Origin of the sequence: Flammeovirga pectinis (genome assembly GCF_003970675.1) — a bacterium.
In the GTDB taxonomy this organism is placed as follows: Bacteria; Bacteroidota; Bacteroidia; order Cytophagales; family Flammeovirgaceae; genus Flammeovirga; species Flammeovirga pectinis.
The window spans coordinates 2,402,947-2,415,140 of sequence record NZ_CP034562.1 but is presented as its reverse complement, the minus strand read 5'-3'; the positions used below and the strand labels follow the sequence as shown (position 1 = coordinate 2,415,140).

At 32.3% G+C, this 12,194-nt stretch carries 10 protein-coding genes; 7 read left to right on the top strand and 3 right to left on the bottom strand.

Annotation, left to right across the window (positions count from 1 at the left end; translation table 11 throughout):
• Positions 1–163: 163 nt before the first annotated feature.
• The gene (locus tag EI427_RS09615; RefSeq protein ID WP_126614038.1) at positions 164–3,310 is read left to right on the top strand and encodes a hypothetical protein; all 3,147 of its coding nucleotides are present in this window, start codon (positions 164–166) and stop codon (positions 3,308–3,310) included.
• A 68-nt stretch (positions 3,311–3,378) separates the two neighbouring features.
• Here EI427_RS09615 and rocF read toward each other — a convergent pair whose 3' ends face one another.
• The 3 genes from rocF to EI427_RS09600 form a co-directional block, all read right to left on the bottom strand.
• The gene (gene rocF / locus EI427_RS09610) at positions 3,379–4,344 is read right to left on the bottom strand and encodes an arginase (protein ID WP_126614036.1); all 966 of its coding nucleotides are present in this window, start codon (positions 4,342–4,344) and stop codon (positions 3,379–3,381) included.
• Between the two features lie 346 nt (positions 4,345–4,690).
• Positions 4,691–5,608: an N-acetylmuramoyl-L-alanine amidase family protein gene (locus EI427_RS09605; RefSeq protein ID WP_126614034.1), complete on the bottom strand. Its 918-nt coding sequence runs from the start codon at positions 5,606–5,608 to the stop codon at positions 4,691–4,693.
• 17 nt (positions 5,609–5,625) lie between these two features.
• Positions 5,626–6,105: a low molecular weight protein-tyrosine-phosphatase gene (locus tag EI427_RS09600; RefSeq protein ID WP_126614032.1), complete on the bottom strand. Its 480-nt coding sequence runs from the start codon at positions 6,103–6,105 to the stop codon at positions 5,626–5,628.
• 182 nt (positions 6,106–6,287) lie between these two features.
• On the opposite strand from EI427_RS09600, the gene EI427_RS09595 reads away from it, so the two are divergent.
• From EI427_RS09595 to ruvA, 6 genes are read left to right on the top strand one after another with little or no spacing between them, the layout of a single operon-like run.
• Positions 6,288–7,286, top strand: a complete 999-nt coding sequence (locus tag EI427_RS09595) for an endonuclease/exonuclease/phosphatase family protein (protein WP_126614030.1) — start codon at positions 6,288–6,290, stop codon at positions 7,284–7,286.
• Between the two features lie 52 nt (positions 7,287–7,338).
• A complete protein-coding gene (locus EI427_RS09590) occupies positions 7,339–8,715 on the top strand; it encodes an exonuclease domain-containing protein (RefSeq protein WP_126614028.1) in 1,377 nt (458 codons plus the stop codon).
• Positions 8,690–9,433, top strand: a complete 744-nt coding sequence (locus EI427_RS09585) for a DUF1573 domain-containing protein (protein WP_126614026.1) — start codon at positions 8,690–8,692, stop codon at positions 9,431–9,433. Before EI427_RS09590 ends, EI427_RS09585 begins: the two co-directional genes overlap by 26 nt.
• The gene (locus EI427_RS09580; protein ID WP_126614024.1) at positions 9,434–10,402 is read left to right on the top strand and encodes a YheT family hydrolase; all 969 of its coding nucleotides are present in this window, start codon (positions 9,434–9,436) and stop codon (positions 10,400–10,402) included.
• Positions 10,403–10,425: 23 nt separating this feature from the next.
• On the top strand, positions 10,426–11,529 hold the full coding sequence (locus tag EI427_RS09575; RefSeq protein WP_126614022.1) for a DUF4837 family protein: 1,104 nt from the start codon (positions 10,426–10,428) through the stop codon (positions 11,527–11,529).
• A gap of 11 nt (positions 11,530–11,540) precedes the next feature.
• The gene (ruvA, locus tag EI427_RS09570) at positions 11,541–12,143 is read left to right on the top strand and encodes a Holliday junction branch migration protein RuvA (protein ID WP_126614020.1); all 603 of its coding nucleotides are present in this window, start codon (positions 11,541–11,543) and stop codon (positions 12,141–12,143) included.
• Positions 12,144–12,194: the final 51 nt, after the last annotated feature.

Sequence of the window (12,194 nt, the reverse complement as noted above, 5' to 3'; positions counted from 1 at the left end):
AAATATCAAATGACAAAAAGAGAGGTCGATTTTTATACTTGGTATGTAATTTGATTAATCTAATACCAATGACTCAATATTACTTAAATATAGTCGTTAAAGTATATATAAATAGTGCTATCGATATATTTAGCTTAGCATATAAATGCTTAATAGAACTTCTATGAAGATTTTTTTACTTAGTTTTCTTCTTTTATTTTTCGCCCAATTTGGGTGGTCGCAATCTGTTGTATCAGGCTCAATATCAGTTGAAGGAGGATTAGAGGTAACCAATAACCCTGAGGGTAGAGTACAATTAAAAATAAAATATTCATCCGATGTGACACATATGAAGGTCAGTAGGGATGAAAGTTTTAGAGGTGTAGTTTGGGAACGTGTGAATTGGGAAAAATCAAATTATCCTATCATCAGAAGAGGTGAAGGTGATGGTTTGAAAACAATTTACGCTGTTTTTAAAGATGAAACTTCAGGAAATGTTTCAGAAGTTTCGTCAATTATGATTGAACTGGATAGAACTCCTCCTCAAAACCCTGAATTATTGATAAATGGGGGATTGCCATTTACAAATAATAAATCTAGAATGGTCACTCTTTTCTTGTCAGCTGATGAAGCACAGTACATGAGAATTGCTAACCGTCCAGATTTTTATGGTAAAGAATGGATTCCTTATAATCAAAAAATAGATAAATATAAATTAATTGGTTTAGACGGTACGAAAGAGATATTTGCTCAGTTTAAAGATGCTGCAGGAAATGAATCTGAAATTATAAGCTCAACAATTACTATAGATATTACTCCGCCATCTGCGGGGAAAATGAAAATTAATAATGGAGAAAAGTATTTAAAAGACTCTGTTGTTACTTTACACTTCTATGCAGAAGGAGCGTCTCATATTCAAATTAGAGGTGGTGATGGCTGGATAGATTATGCTGAAGAAGTGCCCTGGACTTTATCTAGAGGTGATGGCGAAAAAGTAATTTATGCTAGATTTAGAGATGAAGTAGGTAACTACTCTTCAATTGTATCTGCAAGGGCTATTGTAGATAGAGTTCCTCCAAGATTTGGGAGAATTATTATTGATGATGGACGTAAATTTATTGATAATCATGCACGTCATAAACTGCAATTAATTATTCAAGGAGCAACAGAAATGAAAGTTTCTAATAATGAAAATTTTAGTGATGCTGATTGGATTCCTTATTCACCAGTTCTTCCAGTTTGGAACTTTCCAATTGGAGATGGTAAAAAAACAGTTTATGTAAAGTTTAGAGATAGAGCGAAGAACGAATCAGAGGTTTTTACATCATTTGTGATGTTAGATGCAACTCCTCCACAAAATCCTAAATTAGATATTGTGGCAGAAGGAATTGTACAGGATACAGCAAATAATGTTAAGTTATTAAAAGATGATAAGCGTATTGTTGATCTTAAGGTTAACGCTGATGATGCTCGTTTTATGATGATTGCTAATCAGCAAACATTTTTTGGAGCGAGATGGATGGTTTATAAAGAATCTGTAACTAAATGGGAGTTAAACGCCGGGCAAGATGGTGTGCGAACAGTCTACATTAAGTTTATGGATAGAGCTAAAAATATTTCAGAAGTAGCTTTTGATCGCGTTGTAATTGATACTGAAGCACCTGTTGGAGGTAAAGTTACAATTGATAATAATAAAGAATTTTCAATTGATAAAGAACATTTTGCAACACTTAAACTATTTGCAAGGAAAGCAGATTTTATGCAGATTAGTAATGATCCTACATTTATGGATGCAAAGTGGGAGCCTTATAAAGTAGTACGCAAATGGAAATTGGCAGGTAATGATGGAGTGAAAACAGTTTTTGCTAGATATAGTGATTTGGCAGGAAACGTTTCTGATCCAGTTTCTGACAATATAATGTTGGATACTAAGCCTCCTTTTAATTGTACTATCATTGTTAAAAATCATAAGGAAGGAGTTGTTAATCATCCAGATGCAATTGCTCTATTAAGAGTAAATGCTGAAGATGCTGTTAAAATGCAAATTAGTAATCATCCAAATTTTGAAAAAATAAGATGGATTGGTTACTCAGAATATAATATTCCTTGGAGACTCCCAGGTCAAGATGGTGTGAAAGAAATTTATACAAGATTTATGGATGAAGCAGGAAATGTAACGGATACATATTCTGTAAATGTAACGCTTGATAGAACACCTCCAGTTGAAGGTACTGTAGAAATTGACGAAGCAAAAGACAAGCTGGTTAACTTAGAAGAAGTTAATTTAACTATTGCCGCTAAAGGAGCTTCAACTATGCGACTTTCATCAAGATCTGATTTTAAAGGAGCAGAATGGGAACAATATACAACTACTAAAAAATGGAAATTCCCTTCTGGAGATGGTGTGAAATTTGTTTACGTCATTTTTAAAGATGAAGTGGGGAATATTTCAAGACCGTCATATGCTTCAGTAGGTGTTGATACAGATGCGCCAAGAGAAGGTAGTATTTTGATTGGTCAAGGTGAAAAATATTGTACAGATTTTGATGCTCGTGTAAGATTGAAATTGAGTGCACGTGGAGCAACAAAAATGATGATATCTAATAATAAAGGTTTTGATGGTGCTGAATGGCAGAAATTCAAATTCTATATTTATGACCATTATTTAGATGCAGCAGAAGATGGCGAAAAAACTGTTTATGCTAAGTTTAAAGATGATGCAGAAAACGTAACATCAGCAGTTTCATCAAGTATTATCCTTGATAGACAAGAACCAGTTAACGAAAAACTTATTGTTAACAATGGCGAGAAATTTACGAATGACAAAACGGGTAGAGTTCAGTTAGAAATTTTTGCTGAAGGTGCTAAGGAAATGAAGGTTACGAACGATAGGTACTTCAAGCAACGTGTTGATTGGGAGCCGTATTCTACATCAAAAGATTGGATTATTAAGCATAGTAGTGATGGAGAGAAGTTTGTTTATGTGAAATTTAGAGATGAAGCAGGAAACGAATCTATGATTACTACAGGTACAATCACTTTAGATACTACACCTCCAATTCCTCAGTTTGTTAAGATTGAAGGAGGGAAAACAGCCGTTGACTCGCCTACAGTCACTGTAACAACTAAAGCAAGAGAGGCAACTTATATGATGGTTTCAAATAAGCAATCTTTTGTAGGAGCTATTTGGAGACCTTATTCAGAGCAGTTTAGTTGGAGTTTAGAAGCCGGTCCTGGTTTAAAACGAGTGTTTATTAAATTTAAAGATAACTCTCAAAACGAATCGGATTTTAAATTTGCTGAAACTACATTATATGACGGTAACAAATAATTAAAAATTCATATACAAAAAAGGCTTCCTTTCTAGAAAGGAAGCCTTTTTTGAATGCCGTAAATTTATTATCCAACCAATGAAATAGATTTACCTTTTAATGACTTTACTGTCTCGTTTAAGATTTTAAAAGCATTATTGGCCATAATATTATTTTGATCTAAAGTAGGGTTAACCTCTACCATTTCCCAACAAACAACTTTTTCGTCAACAACTAAAGTTTTATTAATTGCTAGAGCTTCCTCAACAGTAAGTCCATTAGCAACGGGTGTCCCTGTTCCTTTGCTAATAGTAGGATCCATACTGTCTACATCAAAAGAAATGTAAATCATATCACATTCTTTTAAGATATTTAATGCATCATTAGCCATAACCTCAGGGCCGTTTTTACGGACTTCATCAACAGAAATATTTCTAATTCCAAATTTGTCAAGAATGACATCTTCAGGACCTTCTGTATCACGAACTCCAATAAAGACAATATCTTCTGGTCTAACTTTCGCTTCTTTTGTTCCTACCTGTTTTATTTCCTCCCAATACTCAACTGTTTCTAAGCTAGGAGAGTTTACACCTTCTTCAGTATTATCAACATAAGTAACCATAGAAAGAGGCATTCCATGCATATTTCCAGAAGGAGTAGTATAAGGTGAGTGGAAATCAGCATGTGCATCTATCCATATTACACCAAGACGTTGGTTTGGGTAAGCTTGTTTAATGCCAGAAATAGTACCTGCTGCTGTGGAGTGATCTCCAGCGAGTACAATAGGAGTTTGTCCACTTGCAAGAGTGTCGTAAGTATTGTTACTTACTCTTTTTAGCATAGTTAAAACCCCATCAATGTGTTTTGCATTAGGGAAATTGTTGTTTTTAAAAAGGATGTTATTTACATCGTCAATATTTTGAATTGTATTCTCATTAAAAAAAGTAGATTGCTGCCCTAAGCTAGCTACAATTAATGCATCTATGCCCATTCCTGCTCCTCTAGTTCCTGCTGCAATTTCAGATCGAACTGTTAAAACCTTAATATCATTCATGTAAATTGGTAGTTAAATATGGTATGTGTATGTGGTAAGTGTGTACGCGAGTGTGCTCCTAAATAATTAGTATTAATTAATAGGGCGTAAGTAAAAATGACTTTATATGTAAAGTCGATTTTAAGGCCAAGAAAGATGTGTGCAGATTATGAGAATGCCAATAACTGAGAAGGATCAAAGAACTGATCTATCAAAACATATAGAGTATATGTGTTATTTGAGTTTGACATTTTTTGTTTTTTATACGTTTAAAGTACAATTATATTTTTTCTGAATGTAAAGTGCAAATAAAAAGGAGAGATTTTACAATCTCTCCTTAAAATAATTTGATTTATGTCAGTATTTACTACTTCTTGATAGATACAACGAATGCATCTTTAAACCCAAGTAGTCTAATTCGTTTCTTTAAATGCTGAGCGGAATTAGAAGAATTTTCACTCCCGACAGTATATTTATAAACAGATTTATTATTTCTAATAAAATGATGTTCTTGAATTGATAGCCCGACATTGGCTAATTTCTTAAACTGAGGGTTTGTATTCGAAACTTTTTTGTTTGTAGCAAGAATCTGAATACTGTAAGCGTCTTTCTCTATTGATGAAGGTGTATATATACTACGGTGGAAAGAATTAAACCCTTTGTATATTGCTTCTGCAATTTCAGATTGCCCTTTTTTAGAATTTAAATATAGGCTTTCATACTTATTAGAAAGAAAACCACATTCAATTAAAATAGATGGCATAGTTGAATGTTTAAGTACATATAAGTTATAACCTCTATCTTCCTTATTCATTATACCTCTTGATTTTAAAGGGGTAGTACGTTCTATAGTATCTAAGATATTACTTGCTAAAGCCCTACCAACATAATCTGAATTTGTGTCAATATGAATTTTAGAACCAATAATCCATTTGTTTGGATTAGAATTACTATGTACACTAATAAAGTAATCAGCCTCTGCAATTTCAGCAAACTTTACTCTATCGTCTAAAGTAACGTATACATCAGATGTTCTAGTGTAATAAACTTGAACATCAATCATATTATCTCGTATCTGTTTACCTAGGTGTTGTGCAATAATTAGGTTAAGATCTTTTTCATGGTTGTGTTTATCAACCCCTCTTGGTTTCCCTGGGTCTTTGCCTCCATGTCCAGGATCAATTACAACAATAAACTTTTTTTTATGATTTTGGGCCTCCACAAAGGATGCTGTAATTATAAATAGTAAAAGTATTATTGAAGTTATGTGTACTATTTTTTTCATTTAATTAATGGGGGTACTTAATCTTGTTCGAGTAGTTTGTTTAAAAAATTCACTATGCTTTCTGAAACAACATTGTAGCAATTATCAAATCCAGCGATGCCACCATAATATGGATCGTCTACATCTTTGCCACTCTTTTGGTTATCAAATGACCTTAATTTAATTACTTTATTTCTGTCAGAATCATTTCTAGTTAAATTTAAAACGTTGTTTAAATTACTATCATCCATTACAACGATATGCTCAAACTTGTCAAAATCATCAACTATAAATTGACGAGCAATTGACTTTAGTTCTACGCCGTGATTTGCTGCTGTTTTTCGCATTCTTTTATCTGCTTTTTCTCCCGCATGTCCTGCGTAAGTGCCTGCTGAATCGATTTTAAATTGAGCTGCAATTCCTCTTTTATTTACTTCATGAATCATAAGACCATCTGCCAATGGAGATCGACAAATATTGCCTAAGCAAACAAAGAGGACACTGTTATTTGTAGCCATCACACGTTATAAAAAAAGGATGTATTCAGTATTTAAAAAATATAATGATGTAAAATAAATTCTTTATTTGTAAAAAGCATATTCTAAGTAAAAAAAATGAGATATTACTCGCATTAAATAAACAATCAACCTTTTTTGATAAGAAAAACCATAATTATTGAGTATCTTTTTTATAAATTATTATGAAACAAATTATACGAAAAGTGCTGTTAGCTACCTTTATTATCATTGGCTTAATTGTACTGTTCTTTTTCTGGGCAAAGTCACCAAATTGGGACAAAAATGACTATGCACAAATAAGAAATTTTAGAATAGATCAAAAAGCTGTTTCAGATTCTACGTTATCAATAATATCCTATAATATTGGATATCTATCTGGTATGACTAATAATACTTCTGTAAGACCTACAAAAGAGTTTTATCAGAAGAATATGACAGATGTTCTCTCTCATTTTAAAAAATATAAAGTAGACCTCTTAGCTCTTCAAGAAATAGATTTTGGAGGAAGTAGGTCGTATAAAGTTGATCAATTTGATGTAATCGGAAATGCACTTGATTTTAGAAGTGGTGCAATGTCTGTAAACTGGGATAAAAAATATGTACCTTTTCCTTATTTTCCTCCTACAGTACATTTTGGTAAGATGTTAAGTGGTCAAGCTGTTTTATCAAATTATCCAATTGAAGAGCACGAAAGAGTAGAATTATCAAGAGTGAGAAGTCAACCTTATTATTACTCTTCTATGTATCTAGATCGGTTGGCTGAAAGAATCAAAATTAAAGTAGGAGAGCAAGAAGTAATGTTTTTTAATGTTCATACAGAAGCATTTGATCACAACACAAGAGTAAAACAAATAGAATTTCTGAAAGATTGGTTTTTGAGAATTTCTGAAAAAATGCCAGTTGTAATGGTTGGTGATTTTAATAGTGATCCTAGGTATGATAATGCAGGTGTTTTGAAATTTTATGAGGATGATAGAATTGGAGCAATGTGTAAAAAAGAAAATCTAGCAAAGGCATCTACGTTAACGTACCCTACAGATAAGGCAATTGAGCAATTGGATTTTATCTTCTTTTCTACTGCTCATTTTGAGGTTGTTGAATGGGATGTGTTAGAAGAATTTGGACAAGTCTCAGATCACTTTCCCGTTTATACCAAATTAAGATTAAAAAAAATAAAATAATACCTAAAAGCATTCCTAAAAAGAATGCTTTTTTTATTAGCTTTGCCTCCTTATGAAGTATGCTGTTATAGATCTTGAAACTACAGGAGGTTCGGTAGCTCAAGGCGGAAAAATTATAGAGGTTGCAATTATAGTATTAGAAGATGGTATTGAGGTAAATCGATACGAATCTTTTGTGAACCCGGAAATGGGTATACCACCTTTTATTGCAGGTTTAACTGGAATAAGAAATTCTATGGTTAAAAATGCACCTAAATTCTTTGAGATTGCAAAAGATATCGTGGAAGTGACAAAAGGATGTGTTTTTGTGGCACATAACGCCGACTTCGACTATAATTTTGTGAAAGATGAATTTGCTGAATTAGGATTTAAGTACAGACGTAATTCGATTTGCACAGTTGAATTGTCAAGAAGGTTAATTCCTGATATGAAATCATATAGTTTAGGTAAACTTTGTGATGAAATAGGTATTCCGCATAACAAGCGACATAGAGCCATAGGTGATACTGAGGCAACAGCAAAACTATTTCAGTTATTATTGAAGCAGGATAATGCAGAAGAAATAATTGAAGAAATGACTGATTATGATGTTTACAGTAGTAAAAAGCATTATCAATTATCAAGAGAACAAATAGATGCTTTACCAGAAGAAACAGGAGTGTATTATCTTTATAATGAAGATAAAGACCTGATTTATATTGGTAAAAGTAAAAATATAAGAAAAAGAATACTTCAACATCTTTCTAATAAGACAACTCCAAGGGCTATTAAAATGGCTGATGAAGTAAGAGATGTAACTTATGAAGTAACGGGTAGTGAACTTGTAGCGTTATTACAAGAGTCAGACGAAATCAAGAAACACCTTCCTAAGTACAATAGAGCACAAAGAAGAACAAAAACTTATTTTGGTATATATCAAAGTACTAATGATGAAGGCTATTATACGTTTAAAATAGCACCTTTAGCAGACGGAGATTACCCGATAACAACAACATTCTCAAGAAAAGAAGCTGAGAAGATTCTAGATAGAATGGTAGATAAAAATGCTCTTTGTCAGAAACTTTGTGGTATCGATAATAGTTCAAAGGCATGTTTTAGATATCAATTAAAAACATGTAATGGTGCTTGTATTGGAGAAGAAACTCCAGAACAATATAACGAAAGAGCAAAAACTGCAGCAATGCGTTTTAGTTACGGCGTACCAAATATGTTTATTATTGATAAAGGTAGAAACGAAAAAGAAAAAGCCGTTGTTCAGATAGCAAGGGGTATTTATAGAGGTTTCGGTTATATCGATATCAATGAAGAGTACTCTACAGAAGAAATGAAAAGTGTAATCAAAAAGTACAATGATAATGCTGATGTAAATAAAATTATACGTGGCATTTTAAGAAAAAAGAAAGGTGTCGAAAGAAAAATATTTTATTAACTGTTTATTCATTATTTATTTTACTTTTCTTACTTCTCCACTTATTGCAGGAAATGGAGTATTGAAATTTGCACAACAAGCCATACAACTAGGAAAAGTTGACGCTTCTATTGAATATAAAATATCAATTCCAATTAAAAATATTGGTACGGATACACTGAAGTTACTTAGAGTAAGTACTGACTGTGGTTGTTCGTCTGCTAAATTTTCTTCTAACGCATTAGCAGTAGGAGAAGAAGCTATCTTATCAGTAAACTTTAAGCCTACAATAGGGGAAACGCCTTTTTACAGAAGTATAATCGTACTAACAGACTCTAAAATACCACAATACACTGTTACTTTAGAAGGAGAGATTGCGAATACTAAGAAAGAGGTGTCTATAAGTGAAGAGGTAGCAATTAATTGGAAAGATTCTCAGAAGTCTATTCCGATTTTATCAGCGTATTCCTTGAAGGTAAAAGGCAGGGAAAATGAACTTAGAACAATACCATTATATATTTCTAATCTTGGAGAAAAAGCTTTAATAATAGAATCTTTTGATATGAAAGGGTTGAGAATAGAAACTATTCAATTACCAAGAACGATCCCAAAAGGTTACATCATGTCTTTACCTTTAAAAATTGACTTTTCTGATATAGGTAATCAATTGCATTACTTGAAAATAAATACTGACGAAAGAACCCTAATGTTTCGTCTTCAAACAGTAGTAAATGATTAAATGCCATTATTAAAATCAATAAAATTAAAAACGCCTTTTTGGCATTTTAATGGTCATCTGCAAACTATTCTACCATCATTACAAAGAAATATTGATGATGTTGAGTATAAAAGAGAAAGAATTACTACACCAGATAAAGACTTTTTAGACTTCGATTGGTCTTGCCAGAATAATAAAAGAATTGTAATAATCTCTCATGGTTTAGAAGGTGGAGCAGACCGTCATTATTGTAAAGGCATAGCTAAATTATTTAATAATAATAATTGGGACGCACTTGCTTGGAACTGTAGATCTTGTAGTGGTGAACTAAATAAATTACCTAGATTTTACCACCACGGGGATGTTGAAGACTTTAAATTAGTTGTTGATAAAGCAATAGAAAGAGGGTATCAAGAAATAGCTTTAGTTGGATTTAGTATGGGTGGGGCTATCTCAATGAATGCATTAGGAACCAAAAAATTTCCAACTCAAAAGATAATTGGAGCAGTAGCCGTATCAACACCAATTGATTTAATTTCTAGTAGTGATGAATTAGAAAAGAAATCTAAAAGTTTTTATAATCAAAAATTCTTTAAGAAGCTGAAAAAGAAAGTTATTGCAAAAAGTAAATATATACCCGAATTAGATGCATCGCCTCTATTAAACGAACAAATTAAATCACTTAGAGGCTTTGATGAAAATTACACAGCTCCATTACACGGGTTTAAAAATGCTCATGATTTCTATTATAATGCTAGTGTAGAAAGAAGAATGGATAAGATAGAAAAACCAGTTCTGATCTTAAATGCTAAGAATGATCCATTTCTTACAGAAAAAAGCTATCCAATAGAATTTGTTAAAACGTGTGATAATATCTATCTAGAGATGCCGAAAAATGGCGGACATGTTGGTTTTTGCATTGTAAATTCACAATTTACTTATGCAGAGATTCGAAGTCTGGAATTTTTAAACGCTCAATCATCATTATAAACTTTGATAAACTATACCATAATATGAAAAAAATAACATCAAGTCTATTGCTCCTTTTGGGAGTGTTTGCCCTAACCTTTATAAGCTCATGTTCTAATAATGAAGGTGCGGATAGTGATTTTCAAAAGTCTTATTTGCCTTCAGCTAAAGGTAAAGCAGGAGAGATGGTTTTAGTTATAGATTCTGCTCAATGGTTACCAGATAAAAGTGTTGGAGGAGAATTATATAGAACTGTATTAGGAAGAACTAGAGGTGTTTTGCCACAAGAAGAACCTCAATTTACAGTAACACAGGTTAGACCTTCAGGTTTTAACAGTATATTACGTCAAGCACGTAATGTATTAATTGTGACAACTTTTGATCAAAAAGGACGTGAAGCTGCAGTATTAAGATCTTTTTTTGGTGATGGTGTTATCCAAAGTTTAAAAAAATCTGATAAATTCTTTTTTGTTAAAACAGATGCTTGGGCGCAAGGACAAACAGTAGTGCTTTTATTTGCAAATACAGAAGCGGAATTAAAAGAGATTTTATCAAAACCAGAAAATCAATATGCTTTAAGTGAGCCTTTTAATGATTTAGAGACAATTAATCTTCAAAAAAGATTGAAGAAAGAATATAGCAAATCAACAGATTCTTTTTTAAGAAGAGAATTAAAGGTGAGCATGCATTTATTAGATGGGTATAAAGTAGCAGAAAATGATGATAACTTTTTATGGCTACGTCATCCAGAACTAAGTTTTGATAATAATGTGTTTATTGTGAAAGTACCATATACAGATCAGAAACAATTCTCTGAAGAAGAGATATTAAAGTTTAGAGATAAAATAGCAAAGCAGTATTTGTACGGAGACCCTAGTAACGCTGAATCTTTTGTTGTAACAGAGGATAAAGTGAGACCTGAAGTTCAAAAAGTGAAAATTGATGGACGTTTAGCTATTGAGTTAAGAGGGCTATGGAAAACGAACAATATTTCTATGGGTGGACCTTTTGTTAGTTATACTTTTACAGACAAAACTGGAAGCTATTTATATTATGTAGAAGGTTTTATTTATGCTCCTGGAATGAAAAAAAGAGAATTAGTTCGTGAAATGGAAGCACAATTGAAAACTTTCAAAGAGATTGATTAAAGAATTTAAATATGTATTATTATATTAGAGGTAAGTTAACGAAGAAAACCCCCACTTTTGGCGTGTTAGATGTTCAAGGTGTAGGGTATGAAATTCGTTGGCCACTGAGTGCTTTCAGTAGTGTTAATGAAGGAGAGGAGTATACCTTGTTTACATATTTATATGTAAAAGAAGATGTACAACAACTTTTTGGATTTATATCTGAAAACGATAGAAGCTTGTTTCTTTTATTAATAAGCATTTCTGGAATTGGTCCTTCTACAGGATTGGCTTTTTTATCTTCACTATCATCGTCTGAAATATGTTCAGCAATTATGTACGAAGATGTAAAAACTGTCCAAAGTGTAAAAGGGGTAGGTGCAAAAACGGCTCAAAGAGTTGTAATTGAATTGAAAGATAAAATTTCAAAACTTCAGTACTCTGGAGAATTACAACATTCGGCAACACCGGCAATGGCTCAAGATAGTGCAGTTACAGAAGAAGCTATGGATGCTTTAGTTGCATTAGGATTTACAAGAGCAGGCGCACAGAAATCAATTAAATTAATTACTAAGAAACATGGTAATGATTTAACTGTTGAAAAATTAATAAAACTAGCTTTAAAGCAAAATTAGCCTATGGGAAGAACCAGTACTTTTTAAGCACATTTTGTGCATTTGATCTAT

What these genes read in the sequence shown, in the direction of transcription:
- EI427_RS09605 (WP_126614034.1), bottom strand. Translation starts at nt 5,608, where the DNA reads ATGAAAAAAATAGTACACATAACTTCAATAATACTTTTACTATTTATA.
- EI427_RS09580 (WP_126614024.1), top strand. Translation starts at nt 9,434, where the DNA reads ATGCCATTATTAAAATCAATAAAATTAAAAACGCCTTTTTGGCATTTT.
- rocF (WP_126614036.1), bottom strand. Translation starts at nt 4,344, where the DNA reads ATGAATGATATTAAGGTTTTAACAGTTCGATCTGAAATTGCAGCAGGA.
- EI427_RS09595 (WP_126614030.1), top strand. Translation starts at nt 6,288, where the DNA reads ATGAAACAAATTATACGAAAAGTGCTGTTAGCTACCTTTATTATCATT.
- ruvA (WP_126614020.1), top strand. Translation starts at nt 11,541, where the DNA reads ATGTATTATTATATTAGAGGTAAGTTAACGAAGAAAACCCCCACTTTT.
- EI427_RS09600 (WP_126614032.1), bottom strand. Translation starts at nt 6,105, where the DNA reads ATGGCTACAAATAACAGTGTCCTCTTTGTTTGCTTAGGCAATATTTGT.
- EI427_RS09615 (WP_126614038.1), top strand. Translation starts at nt 164, where the DNA reads ATGAAGATTTTTTTACTTAGTTTTCTTCTTTTATTTTTCGCCCAATTT.
- EI427_RS09590 (WP_126614028.1), top strand. Translation starts at nt 7,339, where the DNA reads ATGAAGTATGCTGTTATAGATCTTGAAACTACAGGAGGTTCGGTAGCT.
- EI427_RS09575 (WP_126614022.1), top strand. Translation starts at nt 10,426, where the DNA reads ATGAAAAAAATAACATCAAGTCTATTGCTCCTTTTGGGAGTGTTTGCC.